Here is a 16,800-nt window from a genome sequence, read left to right as displayed (position 1 = left end):
TCCGAGCCTACGCGAGGCCGGTGACAGGGAGGGAGCCCGGTTGGCACGAGGTGCGGCGGGGCCCCCTCGTAGATCCCTACGAGGGGGCCCCGCCGGGGCGTCACGGGAGTCCGGGCGTCAGTGGGCGCCGGTGCCGGTGAGGGACTTGACCTCCAGTTCGGCGTACTTGTCCTTGTCGGGCTCCTCCTTCGAGAGGACCGAGCCGACCCAGCCGAGCAGGAAACCGAGCGGGATGGAGATGAGGCCGGGGTTCTCCAGGGGGAACCAGGCGAAGTCCACGTCCGGGAACATCGAGGTGGCCTTACCGGAGACGACCGGGGAGAACAGCACCAGGACGACGGACGAGGCCAGACCGCCGTAGATCGACCAGAGGGCGCCCTGGGTGGTGAAGCGCTTCCAGAAGAGGCTGTAGAGGATGGTCGGCAGGTTGGCCGACGCGGCGACGGCGAAGGCGAGGGCCACGAGTCCCGCGACGTTCAGGTCGCGGGCCATGGCACCGAGGGCGATGGAGACGATGCCGATCGCGACGGTGGCCCAGCGGGCGGCGCTCATCTCCTCCTTCTCGGTGGCCTTGCCCTTGCGGATGACGTTGGCGTAGATGTCGTGGGCGAAGGAGGACGAGGAGGCGAGGGTCAGGCCCGCGACGACGGCGAGGATCGTGGCGAAGGCCACCGCGGAGATGACGGCGAGCATGACGGCGCCGCCGGTGGTACCGACCCCGCCGAGGTACTCGGCGAGCTGGGGGGCCGCGGCGTTCCCGGCCGGGTTCTTGGCCTTGATCTCGTCGGGTCCGATGAGCGCCGCGGCGCCGAAGCCGAGGGCGATCGTCATCAGGTAGAAGGCGCCGATGATGCCGATGGCCCAGTTCACGGACTTGCGGGCGGCCTTGGCGGTGGGGACGGTGTAGAAGCGGATCAGGATGTGCGGGAGTCCGGCGGTGCCGAGGACGAGCGCGATGCCGAGGGAGATGAAGTCCAGCTTCGACACGTCGGTGGCGCCGTACTTGAGGCCCGGCTCCAGGAACGCCGCGCCGTGGCCGCTCTTCTCCGCCGCGGTGCCGAGCAGGTCGGAGATGTTGAAGTCGAACTTCCACAGCACCATCAGGGTCATCAGCAGGGCGCCCGCGATGAGCAGGACGGCCTTGACCATCTGCACCCAGGTGGTGCCCTTCATCCCGCCGATGGTGACGTAGAGGATCATGAGCACGCCGACCAGGGCGACGATCAGGACCTTGCCCGCGTCGCTGGTGATGCCGAGCAGCAGGGCGACGAGGACTCCGGCGCCGGCCATCTGGGCCAGCAGGTAGAAGATCGACACGACGATGGTGGAGACGCCCGCGGCGGTGCGCACCGGGCGCTGGCGCATCCGGTAGGCGAGGACGTCGCCCATGGTGTAGCGGCCCGAGTTGCGCAGGGGTTCGGCGACGAGCAGCAGGGCGACGAGCCAGGCGACGAGGAAGCCGATGGAGTAGAGGAAGCCGTCGTAGCCGAAGAGGGCGATGGCGCCGGCGATGCCGAGGAAGGACGCCGCGGACATGTAGTCGCCGGAGACGGCGAGGCCGTTCTGGAAGGCGGTGAACTGCCGCCCGCCGGCGTAGAAGTCCGAGGCGCTCTTGGTCTGCCGGCCGGCCCAGACGGTGATGCCCAGGGTCGCGGCGACGAAGACCGCGAAGAGGGTGATGATCAGCGGCCGGTGCTCGGTGGTCGACGACGCGGCGAGCTGGATCACGGGGTGGGATGCGTACGCGGCGCTCATGCGTCGGCCTCCAGACGGGACTTGATGGCCGCGGCCTGCGGGTCGAGGGTGCTCGTGGCGTGGCGCGAGTAGAACCAGGCGATCAGGAACGTGGTGACGAACTGGGCGAGGCCGAACACGAAGGCGACGTTGAAGTTCGCAAAGACGATCTTGCTCATGAAGTCGTCGGCGTAGCTGGACAGCAGCACGTACAGCAGGTACCAGGCGATGAATCCGACGGTCAGCGGGAAGGCGAAGGAGCGGTGGGAGCGGCGCAGCTCGGCGAACTCCGGGCTGTTCTGCGCCTCGACGAACGCCTCGGTGGTGGGCTGGACGGGGGTGCCGTCCGCGGGGCTCTGGGGCGGCGGTGCTTCGTTGACCACGGGTTCTCCTCGCGACGCGGGTGCGGTGGTGGGGATGTCGGGTTTCACGGGGAGTCCTCTGTGTCGGTGAGTGGCGGGCTGATCGCACGACTCCCTGTGCAACGGCACGGAGGGCGCGGCGAAGCGGTTCACGGCGGGCCCGGTCTTCTCGGGACGGCACCCGTACGGAGGACCCCGGAGGTCACACCTCGAACTCACTTGCCCGTATTCATTGATGCGTCGGCAAGATCAGGGATAACTTCACTGGTCATGTACCGGACCGGACACCGCGGTGTCCGGTCCCACGGCACGGATGATGTGGAGAACCCATGGCTCATCTGGCATCCAGACGGACTCGTGTGCTCACGCTGCCCGTCGGACTCGCACTCATGGCCTCGCTCGGCTTCCTCCCGACGGGGACCGCGGCCGCGGCACCCGCGGACGGGCCCACGGCGACGGTGCGTGAGGACGGCCCCGAACTCTCGTACGTCGTGAACACACGGGCGGGCCACGGCACGGTCAAGCAGGTGCGGAAGGCGATATCCGCGGCCGGCGGGACCGTCGTGACGTCGTACGACACGATCGGCGTCATCGTCGTCCACTCGAAGAACCCGGACTTCGGCGCGGCGATACGCACCGCCAAGGGCGTCCGGTCGGCGGGAGCCACCCGCACCAGCCCGATCACTCCGGCGGCGACGAAGGACATCGGGGTCGAGCAGCCCCTGACCGCCGCGCAGGCGCGGGAGGCGTCGGCGGAGGCGGTGGCTGGCCAGGACCCGCTGGAGCCCCTGCAGTGGGACCTCCCGGCCATCAAGGCCGACCAGGCGCACAAGAAGTCGCTGGGCAGCAGCAAGGTCACGGTCGCCGTCATCGACACGGGCGTGGACGACACCCACCCGGACCTGGCGCCGAACTTCGACCGCAAGGCCTCGGTGAACTGCGTGTCCGGCGCCCCGGACACCACGGACGGCGCCTGGCGGCCCGCGGCCGGCGAGAGCGACCACGGCACGCACGTCGCGGGCACCATCGCCGCGGCGAAGAACGGCATCGGGATCACCGGGGTGGCGCCCGGGGTGAAGGTCTCCGGCATCAAGGTGTCCACACCGGCCGGCTACTTCTACACCGAGGCCGTGGTCTGCGGCTTCATGTGGGCCGCCGAGCACGGCGTCGACGTGACGAACAGCAGCTACTACACCGACCCGTGGCTGTTCAACTGCAAGGACGACCCGGACCAGGGCGCCCTGGTCGAGGCGGTCACCCGCGCCACCCGCTACGCGGAGGGCAAGGGCGTCGTCAACGTCGCCGCGGCCGGCAACTCCGACCACGACCTGGCCCTCGACGCCATCGAGGACTCGACGAGCCCCAACGACTCGACGACGGTCACCCGCACGGTCGACCCGAGTGCCTGCCCCGACATCCCGACCATGCTGCCGGGTGTCGTGACGGTCTCCGCGACCGGTGCGAAGAACCTCAAGTCCTCCTACTCGAACTACGGGCTCGGGGTCATCGACGTGGCCGCGCCCGGCGGTGACTCGACGCGCTACCAGGCGCCCGACGCACCCGCGGACAACGGCCTGATCCTCTCGACGCTGCCCGGCGGCGGCTTCGGCTACAAGGCCGGTACGTCGATGGCCTCGCCGCACGCCGCGGGTGTCGCGGCCCTGATCAAGTCGACCCACCCGCACGCCTCGGCGGCCGCGGTGAAGGCGCTGCTGACGCTCCAGGCCGACGCCACCGCGTGCGGCGCGCCGTACGACATCGACGGTGACGGCACCGTCGACGCGGTCTGCCAGGGCGGCAAGCGGTACAACGGCTTCTACGGAGCCGGTGTCGTGGACGCGCTGGACGCGGTCCGCAGGTAGGGAACGGCAGGAGGGGCCGGGGACAAGCTGTCTGTCCCCGGCCCCTCCCGTGTTCCGCCGCGCCCGCTACGGCTTGATCAGGACCTTGAGCGCCGTACGCTCGTCCATCGCCCGGTAGCCGCCCGGCACCCCGTCGAGCCCGACCGACAGGTCGAAGACCGGCGACGGGTCGATCGTGCCGTCGAGCACGTCGGGGAGCAGCTCCGGGATGTAGCTGCGGACCGGGGCGACGCCGCCGCGCAGGGCGACGTTCCGGTCGAACATCACGTCGAGGTCGATCCCGGTGCCGCTGCCGTGCGGGACGCCGACGTAGCCGACGGAGCCGCCGTCGCGGACGATGTCGATGGCCGTGCGCATCGACTGCTCGGTGCCCACCGCCTCGATGACCCCCTGGACGCCCTCGCCCCGGGTCAGCTCCCGTACGGCCGCGAGGGCCGCCTCGCCGCGCTCGGCGACGACGTCGGTGGCGCCGAACGCGCGGGCGATGTCGGTACGGGCCCGGTGGCGGCCCAGCGCGATGATCCGCTCGGCGCCGAGCCGCTTGGCCGCCATGACGCCGCACAGTCCGACCGCTCCGTCACCGACGACCGCCACCGTGCTGCCGGGCTTCACCCCGGCGCCGAGCGCGGCGTGGTGACCGGTGCCCAGGACGTCGGAGAGCGCCAGGAGCGCGGTCAGCAGCCGGTCGTCGGACGCGGCCTCCGCGGGGAGCTTGACCAGGGTGCCGTCGGCGAACGGGACGCGGACCGCCTCGCCCTGGCCGCCGTCGGAGCCGCCCGAGCCCCAGAAGCCGCCCCGGGGGCAGGAGGTGGTGAGCCCTTCGGCGCAGTAGGAGCAGGTGCCGTCGGACCAGACGAACGGGGCCACCACCAGGTCGCCGGCGGCGAAGCCGGTGACCTCGGGGCCCGCCTCCTCGACGATGCCGAGGAACTCGTGGCCGATGCGCTGGCCGGGCTCGCGGGCCGAATCGCCGCGGTAGGCCCACAGGTCGCTGCCGCAGATGCAGGCCCGCAGGACCCGCAGGACCACGTCGGTGGGCTGCTGGACGACGGCGTCCGGCACCTCCTCCACACGGATGTCGTGGGGAGCATGGATCACAGTGGCGCGCATGCGTGAGGTCCTCGCTGGTCTCAGATTCTGATACGTCTCTCACGGTACGCCCCCGGGGCGGCGCCGGTGGAATCCGGTTCTCCACCGAGCGCCCCCCGCGTGAGCAGGTACTGCGCCGCGAGGTAGGTCAGCATGATCCAGAAATCCTGGGCGGGGAGCCGGGGCAGGTCCGCGATGCCGGTGGCGATCAGGCCGTCGGAGAGCAGGAAGAGCGCGCCGCCGAGCGCCGCGCACCGGCCGAGGACACCGGCCCGCCACGCCGTCGCCGTGAGCAGCAGGCCGTACCCGGCCAGGGGGGCGCGCAGGCCGTCCGGCAGCCCCGGCCACAGCAGCGCGAGGAGCACCACGAGCAGGACCGCGTACGCGAGGCCGCTGACCGGCCGGACGGGGGCGCGGCCGAAGAGCACCAGGTAGCAGACGTGCCCGGCGGCGAAGAGGCCCATCCCGGCGAGGAACGCGGGCTCCGCGTCGGACATCAGCAGCACGTCCCCCGCCCAGCCGCAGAGCAGCGCGGCGATCAGCGGCCGGGGACCGCCGCGGGCCGCGGCGTGGGCGGCGAGCAGCGGCATCAGCAGCGGCTTGGTGGCCAGGTGCACGGCCTCCTGCCCGGCGAGGAGCCCCGCCAGATGGACGGCGGAGACGGCCAGGAAGGCGCCGAGCAGCGGGCCTGCGAGCCGGGGCGCACCGGTGCGGGAGGTCACCGGGTGCGCCCGGTGACGTGCGGCCGGGCGGCGGCAGGCGGCGGCGCGTCATCGGTCCGCGGCCGGGCGGGGGCAGGAGGCCGCACGGGGCCGGTCTGCGGCCGGGCGGGGGCCGCACCGGCCGCGGGCGCGGGCTGCCAGCCCGGGCCCCGGAAGACCCGTCCGGCGCGCTCGCTCCAGGTCGCGGCCGACCGTACGTCGCGGGCGATGGCGGCGTACTCGTGGGTGGCGACGCGGAAGGGGTTGTGGGTGCTGATGTTCTTGGTGAGCCCGAAGACGGGGCGCTCGGTCTCCGGGGCGAACGATCCGAAGAGCCGGTCCCAGACGATGAGGATCCCGCCGAAGTTCCGGTCCAGGTAGCCGCCCTGCGAGGCGTGGTGCACCCGGTGGTGGGAGGGGGTGTTGAGGACGTACTCGAAGGGGCGGGGCAGCCTGTCGATCCGTTCCGTGTGCACCCAGAACTGGTAGACGAGGTTCGCCGAGGAGCAGAAGGCGAGCGCCGCCGGGTGGACGCCGAGCGCGATGAGCGGCAGGTAGAAGGGCCAGGAGGTGAGCGAGGTCCAGGGCTGGCGGAGCGCCGTGGTGAGGTTGAACTTCCGGCTGGAGTGGTGGACCACGTGGCAGGCCCAGAGGATCCGGACGACGTGGTGCCCCCGGTGGGACCAGTAGTAGAGGAAGTCCTGGGCGAGCAGCATCAGCAGGACCGTCCACCACAGCACCGGGACGCGCAGCGGGGTCAGTTCGTACAGGGCGGCGTAGACCGCCACGACGGGTATCTTCCACAGCAGGTCGAAGGCCAGGCTGCCCAGCCCCATGGTGACGCTGGTGGCGGCGTCCCTGGCGTCGTACCCGGCTGCCCCGTCGTCCGGGTGGAGGCGGTACGACACCATTTCGAGGACGGTGAGCAGGACGAAGGCCGGGATCGACCACAGCACGACATCGGGCAGGTTCGGCTCCATGCGAGCACCGTAGAGCCGCTGACGGCACCCGGCATAGATGTTGTTACCGACAAGTATGTGAGACGTGGTGTCATCACCGTTCGACGGACTCCGCCGGCCGCACCGCCGCGGGCCTCCGGCGCCGCCGCCGCTCGGAGCGCGGAACACGCCTCACGGGAGCGGGAGTTGCCCGGGCCGTATGGCCGGCGGCCCGCGACCGGGGGGCCGTCCGGCCGGAGGAGCCGTCCCGCCGGTGGAGCCGTCCGGCCGCCGGCGCCGGTCACCGCCCGGCCGGATCACGCGGTGCTCGCCCCTCACACCCCGGCCGCCCCCAGCAGCACCCCGGCTCCGTACGTCACCGCCATGGCCACCGCTCCCCCGGTCATGTTCCGCAGCACCGCCGGCCGGGCCGCCGCCGCGCCCAGCCGGGCGCTCCACCAGCCGGTGAGCGCCAGGGCCGCGAGCACGGAGACCACGGTGACGGGGAGCCGCGCCGAGGCCGGCGGCAGCACGATCGCCAGCAGCGGCAGCAGCGCGCCCACCGTGAAGGCCAGGAAGCTGGCGCCGGCCGCGTGCCACGGGTTGGTCAGCGCGTCCGGGTCGATGCCGAGCTCGACCTCGGCGTGGGCGCGCAGCGCGTCGCGCCGGGTGAGCTGGACAGCGGCCTCCCGGGCGAGCTTCCTGCTCAGCCCCTTCTCCTCCAGCAGTCCGGTCAGTTCGGCGAGCTCGGCCTCCGGCGTCTCCTCCAGCTCGCGCCGCTCCGTCGCCAGTGCCGCCTTCTCCGAGTCGCGCTGGGTGGACACCGAGACGTACTCGCCGGCCGCCATCGACATGGATCCGGCGAGCAGCCCCGCGAGGCCGGCCGTCAGCAGGGTGGACCGGTCGCCCGTGGCCCCGGCCACACCGACGACGAGGCCGGCGGTGGAGACCACCCCGTCGTTGGCGCCGAGCACGGCGGCCCGGAGCCAGTTGAGCCGGGCGCCCAGTCCGCTGCCGTGCGGTTCGTCGTGCGGGGGTTCCTGTGTGTCCGTCACCTCGGGAGCCTCTCACCGGGCCGGCTCCGGGCGCGTCCACGACCCGCGCGTCCGGCCGCGTTTCCGGCGGCGCCGTCAACTGCGGGGCGGCCTGTCCCGGTTCGCGCCCGAAGGTCCCGGCTGGTCCGCTGTCGGCGACGGCCCGTATTCTCTGTGACCATGCTCGACGACCGTCAGACCGCAGCACCGTGGCCGGCCGCGTATCCCCGGGGGTACGCGGTCGTCGACGTGGAGACCACCGGACTCGCCCGGGACGACCGGATCATCTCCGCCGCGGTGTACCGCCTGGACGCGAGAGGGGACGTCGAGGACCACTGGTACACGCTGGTGAACCCCGAGCGGGACCCCGGCCCCGTCTGGATCCACGGGCTGACCAGTGAGGTCCTGGAGGGTGCGCCGCTCTTCCCGGAGGTCGCCGCGGAGTTGTCCGAGCGGCTGTCCGGACGGGTGCTCGTCGCCCACAACGCCGCGTTCGACTGGTCGATGATCGCCCGGGAGTACGCCCGCGCGGCGGTCACCGCGCCGGTCGAGCAGCGGCTGTGCACCATCGCGCTCTCCAAGGAGCTCCGGCTCCCGCTGCCCAACCACAAGCTGGAGTCGCTCGCCGCGCACTTCGGCGTGGTCCAGCAGCGCGCGCACCACGCCCTGGACGACGCCCGGGTGCTGGCCGAGGCCTTCCGGCCGAGCCTGCACGCCGCGGCCGGGGGCGGGGTGCGGCTGCCGCTGCTGGAGTGCCGCCCGCTGACGGAGTGGTACGACTCCCCGGTCACCCCGCGCGCCGGGTACCGGCCGTCGCAGAGCCAGGGCGGCTGGCGCCCCTCGCGCAAGCGCCCGGCGTGCCCGTATCCCAACCCCGGCCGCTACGAGTCGGACAAACCTCTCAAGCAGGGCATGCGGGTGGCCTTCTCCGGGGACACCTCGGTCGACCGGGAGCTGCTGGAGGACCGGGCCGTGGAGGCCGGCCTGCACGTGGCGACCAGCGTGTCCCGGCTGACGAGCCTGCTCGTGACCAACGACCCGGACTCCGCGACGTCCAAGACGGTGAAGGCGAAGTCCTTCGGGACCCCGATCCTGGAGGAGAGCGCGTTCACCCATCTACTGAGGGACGTCGCACCGGCCGGCACGGTCTCCGTGCCGCCGCAGTCACCGTCATCGGAGTGAACCGGGGGCGACTCGCCCGGCACCGGCTCGCCCGCCGCCGCCCCGCGTCCCACCCTGTGGCGCATGGCACGTTGCGAGGTTTGCGGAAACGACTACGGGATGTCCTTCGAGGTGCACGCGCAGGGCGCGGTGCACGTCTTCGACTGCTTCTCCTGCGCCATCCACCGCATGGCGCCCATCTGTGAGCACTGCCGGGTCCAGGTGATCGGCCAGGGTGTCGAGGTCGACGGCCACTGGTACTGCGGCGGTCACTGCGCCCGTGCCGAGGGGAGGGCGGGCATCGTGGACAAAGTGTGACGGGACCGCCCGCCCCGCACGGGGACCCTCCGTGCCGCACCCCAGGGCCCCGGTTGTACGGTCATGGGGTGTACCGCTTCCTGTTGACCCGGCAGTGGGTGATTCTCACCCTGGTCGTCCTCGCGATGATTCCCACGATGGTGGAGCTGGGTTTCTGGCAGCTGCACCGGCACGAGCACCGGGTCGAGCAGAACGCGCTGATCACGCGGAACCTCGAGGCGGACCCGGTCCCCGTCGCCCGGCTCACCTCCCCCGGGCACACGGTCCCGCGCTCCGACTACTGGCGCGCGGTGACGGCCACCGGGACCTTCGACACCGCGCACGAGGTGGTCGTACGCCGCCGCACCTCCCAGGACGAGCGCATCGGTGTGCTGGTCCTGACCCCGCTGGACCTCAAGGGCGGCGGCACCGTCCTGGTCAACCGGGGGTGGGTCCCGGCCGCCGACGACCAGCAGTCCTTCCCCGAGGTCCCCGCGCCGCCGCGCGGTGAGGTCACCGTCACCGGCCGGCTCAAGGCGGACGAGACGACGAGCGCCAGTGGCATCAAGGACCTGGAGGGCCTGCCGGACCGCCAGGTGATGCTGATGAACAGCGCCCAGCAGTCGCACCTGCTGGGCCGTCCCGTGCTGGGCGGGTACCTCGAACTGACCGGTCCCGCGCCCGAGGGCGGCAGCCCCGAGACGATCGCCGCCCCCGACGACAGCTCCATCGGCCCGCACATGGCGTACGCCGTGCAGTGGTGGCTCTTCGCCGCCGGGGTTCCCGTCGGCTGGGTGGTCCTCGCCCGCCGGGAGAAGCGCGACCGGGACGAGGCCGCCGCGCAGGCCGGGGCGTCGGAGCAGCCGGAGCCGGCGGCCGCCTGAGCAGCGTCCCACGCGTCCCGCCCGTCCTGTTCCTGCCGGTTCCGCTGCTTAGCGGAGCCCAGGTTCGGGAAGACGCCAGAGCGTGACCCCACGTATCGAGGACTACGCCGTCATCGGCGATCTCCAGACCGCCGCCCTGGTCGGCAGGAACGGTTCCGTCGACTGGCTGTGTCTGCCCCGCTTCGACTCCGGCGCCTGTTTCGCGGCCCTGCTCGGCGACGAGGACAACGGCCACTGGCGCATCGCCCCGCAGGGCACGGACAGCACGGACACCTGTACGCGGCGCGCCTACGTGAAGGACACGCTCGTCCTGGAGACCTTCTGGGAGACCAGGACCGGGACCGTCAAGGTCGTCGACTTCATGCCGCAGCGCGACAAGTCGCCCGACGTCATGCGGATCGTCGAGGGCGTCAGCGGCAGCGTCGACATGAGCTCGGTGCTGCGGCTGCGGTTCGACTTCGGGTCCGTGGTGCCCTGGATGCGCCGCTCGCACGGCCACCGGGTGGCCGTCGCGGGCCCCGACTCCGTCTGGCTGCGCAGCGAGCCGCCGGTCAAGACCTGGGGCCAGCAGTTCAGCACCTGCTCCTCCTTCACCGTCGCCGAGGGCGAGTCCGTGGCGTTCGTGCTCACCTGGCACCCCTCGCACTCCCCCCGCCCGAAGCTGATCGACCCTCACACGTCGCTGAAGCACACCCTGACCGACTGGACGAAGTGGTCGGAGCGGTGCACCTACCGGGGCAGGCACCGGGAGGCGGTGCTCCGCTCTCTGATCACCCTGAAGGCGCTCACCTACGCCCCCACCGGGGGGATCGTCGCGGCCCTGACGACCTCGCTGCCGGAGGAGATCGGCGGCGTACGGAACTGGGACTACCGCTACTGCTGGCTGCGGGACTCCACGCTCACCCTCGGCGCCATGATCTCGGCCGGCTACGTGCAGGAGGCGGCGGCGTGGCGGGACTGGCTGCTGCGGGCCGTGGCGGGTGACCCCGCGGACCTCCAGATCATGTACGGGCTGGCCGGCGAGCGCAGGCTGCCCGAGTCCGAGCTGCCGTGGCTGAGCGGGTACGAGAACTCGGTGCCGGTCCGCACGGGCAACGCGGCGGTGCGGCAGCTGCAGCTCGACGTGTACGGCGAGGTCATCGACTCCCTCAGGGTGGCCAGGGCCGCCGGTCTCGCCGACCAGCCGCACGCCTGGAACCTGCAGCTCAGCCTGCTCGGGTTCCTGGAGTCCAGCTGGCGTGAGCCGGACGAGGGCCTGTGGGAGGTGCGCGGGGAGCGCCGGCACTTCGTGCACTCCAAGGTGATGGCGTGGGTCGCCGCCGACCGGGCGGTGCGCACCCTGGAGGAGAACCCCGGCCTGCCGGGGGACGCCGACCGCTGGCGGGCGATGCGGGACGCCGTGCACGCGGAGGTCGTCGAGAAGGGGTACGACCCGGTGCGCAACACCTTCACCCAGTACTACGGCTCCCGTGAGCTGGACGCCTCGACGCTCCTGATCGTGCGCACCGGCTTCCTGCCCCCCGACGACCCCCGGGTGATCGGGACGGTCGACGCGGTGCGGCACGAGCTGGCCCACGACGGCCTGATCCGCCGCTACAGCACCGAGGGCGGCTCGGTGGACGGTCTCCCCGGCGACGAGGGGGCGTTTCTCGCGTGCTCGTTCTGGCTGGTCGACGCGCTGCTGCGGACGGGCCGCAGGGCGGAGGCGGAGGAGCTCTTCGACCGGCTGCTCGACCTGCGCAACGACGTGGGGCTGCTGGCCGAGGAGTACGACTCGGGGGCCGGGCGCCAGCTCGGCAACTACCCGCAGGCGTTCAGCCACGTCGGTCTGGTGAACAGCGCGGTCGACCTCGCCGGTGAGGACTTGGCAGGATAGGGCCATGGATCTTGGACTGAAGGACCGTGTGTACATCGTCACCGGGGCGACCCGCGGACTGGGCAACGCCACCGCGCGGGCCCTCGTCGCCGACGGCGCGAAGGTGGTCGTCTCCGGCCGTGACGAGAAGGACGCCGTCGAGGCCGCCGCAGCGCTGGGCGCCGACGCGGTCGGGCTCGGCGCGGACAACGCGGACCCGCTGGCCGCCCGGCGGCTGGTGGACGCGGCGAAGGAACGCTTCGGCAGGCTCGACGGCATCCTGATCAGCGTCGGCGGACCGGCACCGGGCTCGCTGGCCGACAACACGGACGACCAGTGGCAGTCGGCGTTCGAGTCGGTCTTCCTCGGGGCGGTGCGGCTGGCCCGCACGGCGGCCGAGGCGCTGGGCGAGGGCGGGGTGATCGGTTTCGTGCTGTCCGGGTCGGTGCACGAGCCGATCGCCGGTCTGACGATCTCCAACGGGCTGCGCCCCGGTCTCGCCGGTTTCGCCAAGTCGCTGGCCGACGAGCTGGGGCCGCGCGGCGTCCGGGTCGTCGGGGTGCTGCCGTCGCGGATCGACACGGACCGGGTGCGCGAGCTCGACGCCCTGGCGGGCGACGCGGAGGCGGCCCGGGCGGCCAACGAGGCGCGCATCCCGCTGCGCCGCTACGGCACCCCGGAGGAGTTCGGGAAGACCGCGGCCTTCCTGCTCTCCCCGGCCGCCTCCTATCTCACGGGCATCATGGTGCCGGTCGACGGCGGTGCCCGGCACGGGTTCTGACGGGCACCGCCGGAGGTGGTCCGTCAGTTCACCCGCTCCGCGCGGTGCTTGACCGCCTTCAGCCGGACCTCGGCGGGCAGTTCGTCCAGCCCGGCCGAGGTCCGCGCATGGGTCAGCGCCCCCTCGGCGAGTCCCCGCAGCGCGAGTCCCGGGGCGGCGTGCGGCTCCATCAGCATCCGGACCCGGGCCCGCGGGGCGGTGCGCCGTCCGGTCAGCGTGGCCCTGGCCTCGGACACCCCGTCCAGGGCGCGCGCCTGGTCGCCGAGCGCGTCCTCCAGCGCCCTCCCGCGCAGCAGCGCGCCCTGGCCGTCGCCGCTGTCGACCAGGACCTCGGCGAGGCGGCCGCGGCGCAGCTGGGCGAGGAGCCACCACAGCGCGAGGACCACGAGGACGGCGAGGACCGCGATGACGGTGGGCCACCACCAGCCCTCGTCCCGCCACCGGGTGCGGTCGGCCGCGCTGAGCAGCACGTCGCCGGTGCCGTCCCACGGCCACCAGGAGGGCACGGACAGGCCGAGCCCCGTCGCGAGGACGGCGCCGCCGGCCACGACGAGGACCAGCCCCGCGAGGCCGAGCAGGATCCGGTTGACGGTCTTGATCACAGCGTCACCCCTTCTTCGCGGGCCGGCGCACGTGCACGGCGAGGCCGGGGGGCCGCGCCAGGTCCAGCTCGCCGACGGCGGCCGACAGGACGGTGTCCAGATCGGCCCGCACGTCGTCGAGCTCACGGAAGTGCGAGAGGGCCCGTACGGTCGCCCTGCGGCGGGTCGTCCTGACCCGGACGGACTGCACCCCGGGCACCTCCACGGCCCGGTCGCGCAGGACCAGGGCCGCCGCGGACCGGTCGAGTCCGGCGCGGACGCCGGGGTGCCGGCGGCTCATCGGGAGCAGGGCGCGCAGCCCGGGGGTGAGGGCCAGCAGGAACAGCCAGAGACCCAGCGCGGCCGCGAGCGCGGATCCCGCGAGGACCCAGACGTCGTCCAGTCGGCGGCTCGCCAGGTCGTCGGCGACGGTGCGCCGCCACTGCATGGCCGGGTGGCCCGCCCGGACGGCCGCGATGTCGTAGAGCAGGATCCCGGCGCCGCCCAGCACGACCAGCGCGACCAGGGCGGCGGGGATCCGGCGGCCGGACCAGAAGCGGCGGGCCCGGCCGCCCGGCTGTTCCTTCCCGGTGGCGGCCTCGTAGCGGGAGCCCGAGGCGGACTGGTCCATCGCGGGCGCACCGCCGGGCGGCTCCGCCCCGAGCGTGGGCAGGCGCTGTGTGCTGCCGCCCGGGTCCTGGGACTCGGTCATCGGTCGCTCCCCTCCGGTGCGGTGCCCGCTCCGGACGGGTGGAGCCGTTCGACCCGGACCGCCACTTCGGGCACCTCCATCCCCGCGAGTGCTTTTACCCGCTCGGCCACCCGGCGACGCACCGAACCGCACTGCCGGCCGATGTCGCAGGGGTAGGCGAGGTCGAGACCGACCCGTACCCGGGCGGTGTCGTGGTGCACGGTGACGGTGGCGCGCGGCGGCGCGGCGGCCTCGGGCCGCTCGCCGACGGCCTCCTTGGCCGCCTGCGCCGCGATCTTCGCGACGACCCGGTCGGCGATCCGGGTCTGCCCGCGCTCCGCGGCCCCGACCCGGCCCGTTGTCCCCGTCACCGTCGCCGGTCGCCGCGCTCGCGACTCCGGAAGAAGTCGCCGGGCTCCAGGTCGCCGTCCAGGAAGCGGCCGGCGACGAAGCCGACCGCGCCCAGCGCGGCCACCAGCAGAAAGGCCCCGAACCCGCCGAAGTACCCGGCGAAACCGAGCGCCATGCCGGCCACCAGGCCGACCACAGCCATGCTCATCGTGCTCTCCTCATCTGCCGCGCACGGAGGTCTACTGGACCCGGGACTCGGACTCGTCCTCGTCGTCGTCCTCATCGGGCAGCTTGACGTCGCTCACGGCGATGTTGACCTCGACGACCTCCAGGCCGGTCATCCGCTCGACCGCGGCGATGACGTTCTCGCGCACGTCGCGGGCGACCTCGCTGATCGCCACGCCGTAGTCGACGACGATCTCCAGGTCGAGCGCGGTCTGCGATTCACCGACCTCCGCCTTGACCCCGCGGGTCACGGACTTGCCGCCGGGGACGCGGTCGCGCACCGCTCCGAAGGTGCGGGAGAGGCCGCTGCCCATGGCGTGGACGCCGACGACGTCCCGTGCCGCCATTCCGGCGATCTTCTCGACGACTCCGTCGGCGATGGTGGTGCGTCCGCGGGTGGCGGGCGCTCCCCCGCCGCGCTTGCTGAGCTGGTTCTGCCTGGCGTCGTCCCCGCCCGGCGCGGTGCCGGGGCTGTCGGGGCGGTTCCGCTGCGGGCTCTCGGTCATCGCCGCTCTTCCCTTCGGAGGGGTGCACTTCCGTCGCCCACCGTAAGCGTGCTTGCCCGGTTGCGCGCTGCGGATGGGGCAGGGTGGAGCAATGACAAAGGCTGACAGCCCGCACCGGGCCGACGGACTGACCGCTGCCGTACGCCGACGGCTCGGTCTGGGCCGACTGCTCCCTCTGGGCGGTCCCTCCGACTGTTCGTGGATCGCCGAACGGGCGGCCGCCGCCGTGCTGCGGGACGCCGCGGCCGGGTCGGGGGCCGTGCTGGGGACGCTCCGGATCGCCGTGGCCGAGGCGGAGCAGGCCCCGGAGCCGGCGGTGCCCGGTCCGCCCAGCGCGCTGCCGCCCGGCCCGCTGCGGATCGAGGCCGCCTTCCGCGACGGCGCGGCGGCCGCTGCCGGCGACCGCCGAGGCCCTGCGGACGGCTCTGCTGACGGCGGCGGCCCAGCGGCTGGGACTCGTGGTCGACGAGGTGGACCTGCGGGTGACGGAGCTGCTGGAGGAGGAGCGGCAGCCCGCCCCGGAGCCGCCGGCCGAGCTCCGGGCGGCGGAACCCGAGGGGGCCGTAGGGAGGGCCGCGGCGGGTGTCCCGGGCGTGGTCTCGCTGACCCGGGTGCTGGGCAGCGCCGTGGAACACACGGAGGGTCATGTCCGGGTGGAGCTCGCGACGGCGGAGGGCCACCGGGCGCTGGATGTCGCGCGGGCGGTCCGCGGCGCGGTGGCCGGCGCGGTGCAGGGCCCTCCCACGGTCGCGGTGCTGGTCAGCGCGGTCGTGGACGACCGGGACTGACAGCGCCCCCGCCGGGCGGCGGGGGCGGTGCGGCGCTCTGGACGCCGGGTCAGTCGGCCAGTCCGGCGAGGTCGCGCAGCCGGCGCCCCTGCGCGGCACGCTCGGCGGTGCGCTGCTCCTCGTACGAGCGCGAGAGGGCGCCGCTCAGCAGCGCCTTGGTCTCGACGACGGCGTCCCGGGGGGCGGCGAGCAGGGCCGCGGCGAGGTCGCTCGCCGCGGCGTCGAGCTGGTCGGCGGGGACCACGAGGTTGGCGAGGCCCGTGCGCTCGGCCTCCTCCGCGTGGACGAAGCGCCCGGTGGCGCAGATCTCCAGAGCGCGGGCGTATCCCACGAGGTGGACCAGGGGGTGCGTGCCGGTGAGATCGGGGACCAGGCCGAGGCTGGTCTCGCGCATGGCGAACTGCACGTCCTCGGCGACGATCCGCAGGTCGCAGGCGAGGGCGAGCTGGAAACCGGCACCGATCGCGTGCCCCTGGACGACCGCGATCGACACGATGTCGTTGCGGCGCCACCAGGTGAACGCCTCCTGGTACGCGGCGATGGTCGCGTCGAGGTCGGCCTCGGGCCCGCGCGCCATGTCGGTGAAGGACGGCTCGCCGTCGAATCCCCCGGGTGCGAACGCCTGCCGGTCGAGACCCGCGGAGAAGGACTTGCCTTCGCCGCGCAGCACGACGACCCGCACGCTGCCGGGAAGCTCCCGTCCGGCCTCTGCCAACGCCCGCCACAGAGCGGGAGACTGAGCGTTGCGCCTGGCCGGGTTGGTGAGCGTCACCGTGGCAACCGCGTCATCGACGGTGAGCCGTACGCCGTCCTTGTCGAGCACAGAGTCGAGCGAGGTCATGGAGCGCCTCCGGATCCGGGTGCAGTCAGTGAATACTGAACAGTAACCACCCGGACGACCCGATGGTCGGCCGGGTGGCCACCCGGTGTTCCGGCGTGCTCCGGGCCGGCCTGGACCGG

At 73.2% G+C, this 16,800-nt stretch carries 18 protein-coding genes and 1 pseudogene; 7 read left to right on the top strand and 12 right to left on the bottom strand.

All coding sequences use genetic code 11. The features are described 5' to 3' along the window. Window positions 1-117 precede the first annotated feature (117 nt). Both ABZ172_RS23980 and ABZ172_RS23975 read right to left on the bottom strand, forming a co-directional pair. Window positions 118-1,755 carry a cation acetate symporter gene (locus tag ABZ172_RS23980; RefSeq protein WP_356886251.1) on the bottom strand — a complete coding sequence of 546 codons (1,638 nt, stop codon included), beginning with the start codon at window positions 1,753-1,755 and terminating at the stop codon, window positions 118-120. Next, entirely contained in the window at window positions 1,752-2,117 is a 366-nt protein-coding gene (locus tag ABZ172_RS23975; protein WP_356886249.1) for a DUF485 domain-containing protein, read from the bottom strand. The genes ABZ172_RS23980 and ABZ172_RS23975 overlap by 4 nt, the downstream gene beginning before the upstream one ends. 308 nt (window positions 2,118-2,425) lie before the next feature. Here ABZ172_RS23975 and ABZ172_RS23970 point away from each other — a divergent pair, with 308 nt between their 5' ends. Next, window positions 2,426-3,958: a S8 family serine peptidase gene (locus ABZ172_RS23970; protein ID WP_356886247.1), complete on the top strand. Its 1,533-nt coding sequence runs from the start codon at window positions 2,426-2,428 to the stop codon at window positions 3,956-3,958. A 66-nt stretch (window positions 3,959-4,024) separates the two neighbouring features. On the opposite strand, the gene ABZ172_RS23965 is transcribed toward ABZ172_RS23970, so the two are convergent. The 4 genes from ABZ172_RS23965 to ABZ172_RS23950 all read right to left on the bottom strand — a co-directional run bounded on the left by ABZ172_RS23965 (window position 4,025) and on the right by ABZ172_RS23950 (window position 7,741). Continuing rightward, window positions 4,025-5,068: a zinc-dependent alcohol dehydrogenase family protein gene (locus tag ABZ172_RS23965; protein WP_356886245.1), complete on the bottom strand. Its 1,044-nt coding sequence runs from the start codon at window positions 5,066-5,068 to the stop codon at window positions 4,025-4,027. A gap of 20 nt (window positions 5,069-5,088) precedes the next feature. Next, window positions 5,089-5,769, bottom strand: coding sequence for a lysoplasmalogenase (locus ABZ172_RS23960; RefSeq protein WP_356886243.1), 681 nt, complete (start codon window positions 5,767-5,769; stop codon window positions 5,089-5,091). Next, window positions 5,766-6,728: a sterol desaturase family protein gene (locus ABZ172_RS23955; RefSeq protein ID WP_356886241.1), complete on the bottom strand. Its 963-nt coding sequence runs from the start codon at window positions 6,726-6,728 to the stop codon at window positions 5,766-5,768. The genes ABZ172_RS23960 and ABZ172_RS23955 overlap by 4 nt, the downstream gene beginning before the upstream one ends. Window positions 6,729-7,021: 293 nt before the next feature. Further along, window positions 7,022-7,741: a VIT family protein gene (locus ABZ172_RS23950; RefSeq protein WP_356886239.1), complete on the bottom strand. Its 720-nt coding sequence runs from the start codon at window positions 7,739-7,741 to the stop codon at window positions 7,022-7,024. Between the two features lie 153 nt (window positions 7,742-7,894). Here ABZ172_RS23950 and ABZ172_RS23945 point away from each other — a divergent pair, with 153 nt between their 5' ends. The 5 genes from ABZ172_RS23945 (at window position 7,895) to ABZ172_RS23925 (ending at window position 12,698) form a co-directional block, all read left to right on the top strand. After that, on the top strand, window positions 7,895-8,902 hold the full coding sequence (locus ABZ172_RS23945) for a DEDDh family exonuclease (protein ID WP_356886237.1): 1,008 nt from the start codon (window positions 7,895-7,897) through the stop codon (window positions 8,900-8,902). Between the two features lie 63 nt (window positions 8,903-8,965). After that, on the top strand, window positions 8,966-9,199 hold the full coding sequence (locus tag ABZ172_RS23940) for a hypothetical protein (protein ID WP_073747930.1): 234 nt from the start codon (window positions 8,966-8,968) through the stop codon (window positions 9,197-9,199). 68 nt (window positions 9,200-9,267) lie between these two features. Further along, complete coding sequence (locus tag ABZ172_RS23935; protein ID WP_356886235.1) at window positions 9,268-10,062, top strand: SURF1 family protein; 795 nt, start codon at window positions 9,268-9,270, stop codon at window positions 10,060-10,062. Window positions 10,063-10,144: 82 nt separating this feature from the next. Further along, window positions 10,145-11,938, top strand: a complete 1,794-nt coding sequence (locus tag ABZ172_RS23930; protein ID WP_356886233.1) for a glycoside hydrolase family 15 protein — start codon at window positions 10,145-10,147, stop codon at window positions 11,936-11,938. Between the two features lie 4 nt (window positions 11,939-11,942). Then, complete coding sequence (locus ABZ172_RS23925; protein WP_356886231.1) at window positions 11,943-12,698, top strand: SDR family oxidoreductase; 756 nt, start codon at window positions 11,943-11,945, stop codon at window positions 12,696-12,698. 23 nt (window positions 12,699-12,721) lie between these two features. Here ABZ172_RS23925 and amaP read toward each other — a convergent pair whose 3' ends face one another. Genes amaP through ABZ172_RS23900 form a run of 5 tightly spaced genes read right to left on the bottom strand, consistent with a single transcriptional unit; the run spans window position 12,722 to window position 15,052 of the window. Then, window positions 12,722-13,300 (bottom strand): alkaline shock response membrane anchor protein AmaP, encoded by a 579-nt coding sequence (gene amaP, locus ABZ172_RS23920; protein ID WP_356886229.1) that lies wholly within the window; start codon window positions 13,298-13,300, stop codon window positions 12,722-12,724. A 4-nt stretch (window positions 13,301-13,304) separates the two neighbouring features. Next, a complete protein-coding gene (locus ABZ172_RS23915) occupies window positions 13,305-13,991 on the bottom strand; it encodes a DUF6286 domain-containing protein (RefSeq protein ID WP_356886227.1) in 687 nt (228 codons plus the stop codon). Further along, window positions 13,988-14,341, bottom strand: coding sequence for a hypothetical protein (locus ABZ172_RS23910; RefSeq protein WP_356886225.1), 354 nt, complete (start codon window positions 14,339-14,341; stop codon window positions 13,988-13,990). Before ABZ172_RS23910 ends, ABZ172_RS23915 begins: the two co-directional genes overlap by 4 nt. Further along, a complete protein-coding gene (locus ABZ172_RS23905; RefSeq protein WP_031099868.1) occupies window positions 14,338-14,529 on the bottom strand; it encodes a hypothetical protein in 192 nt (63 codons plus the stop codon). Before ABZ172_RS23905 ends, ABZ172_RS23910 begins: the two co-directional genes overlap by 4 nt. Window positions 14,530-14,560: 31 nt before the next feature. Next, entirely contained in the window at window positions 14,561-15,052 is a 492-nt protein-coding gene (locus ABZ172_RS23900) for an Asp23/Gls24 family envelope stress response protein (RefSeq protein WP_356886222.1), read from the bottom strand. A 91-nt stretch (window positions 15,053-15,143) separates the two neighbouring features. On the opposite strand from ABZ172_RS23900, the pseudogene ABZ172_RS23895 reads away from it, so the two are divergent. Continuing rightward, window positions 15,144-15,840: pseudogene (locus tag ABZ172_RS23895) on the top strand (hypothetical protein). A gap of 49 nt (window positions 15,841-15,889) precedes the next feature. Here ABZ172_RS23895 and ABZ172_RS23890 read toward each other — a convergent pair. After that, entirely contained in the window at window positions 15,890-16,681 is a 792-nt protein-coding gene (locus tag ABZ172_RS23890; protein WP_356886220.1) for an enoyl-CoA hydratase/isomerase family protein, read from the bottom strand. Window positions 16,682-16,800: the final 119 nt, after the last annotated feature.

The organism is Streptomyces sp. NPDC006296 (genome assembly GCF_040613235.1).
Classification (GTDB): Bacteria; Actinomycetota; Actinomycetes; order Streptomycetales; family Streptomycetaceae; genus Streptomyces.
Note: the sequence above shows the minus strand (reverse complement) of the source record. Positions and strands in the feature narration are given on the sequence as shown.

Excerpts from the sequence above, each read along its gene's own strand:
- ABZ172_RS23980 (WP_356886251.1), bottom strand. The coding sequence starts at position 1,755 with ATGAGCGCCGCGTACGCATCCCACCCCGTGATCCAGCTCGCCGCGTCG.
- ABZ172_RS23970 (WP_356886247.1), top strand. The coding sequence starts at position 2,426 with ATGGCTCATCTGGCATCCAGACGGACTCGTGTGCTCACGCTGCCCGTC.
- ABZ172_RS23965 (WP_356886245.1), bottom strand. The coding sequence starts at position 5,068 with ATGCGCGCCACTGTGATCCATGCTCCCCACGACATCCGTGTGGAGGAG.
- ABZ172_RS23955 (WP_356886241.1), bottom strand. The coding sequence starts at position 6,728 with ATGGAGCCGAACCTGCCCGATGTCGTGCTGTGGTCGATCCCGGCCTTC.
- ABZ172_RS23940 (WP_073747930.1), top strand. The coding sequence starts at position 8,966 with ATGGCACGTTGCGAGGTTTGCGGAAACGACTACGGGATGTCCTTCGAG.
- ABZ172_RS23925 (WP_356886231.1), top strand. The coding sequence starts at position 11,943 with ATGGATCTTGGACTGAAGGACCGTGTGTACATCGTCACCGGGGCGACC.
- ABZ172_RS23915 (WP_356886227.1), bottom strand. The coding sequence starts at position 13,991 with ATGACCGAGTCCCAGGACCCGGGCGGCAGCACACAGCGCCTGCCCACG.
- ABZ172_RS23905 (WP_031099868.1), bottom strand. The coding sequence starts at position 14,529 with ATGAGCATGGCTGTGGTCGGCCTGGTGGCCGGCATGGCGCTCGGTTTC.
- ABZ172_RS23900 (WP_356886222.1), bottom strand. The coding sequence starts at position 15,052 with ATGACCGAGAGCCCGCAGCGGAACCGCCCCGACAGCCCCGGCACCGCG.
- ABZ172_RS23890 (WP_356886220.1), bottom strand. The coding sequence starts at position 16,681 with ATGACCTCGCTCGACTCTGTGCTCGACAAGGACGGCGTACGGCTCACC.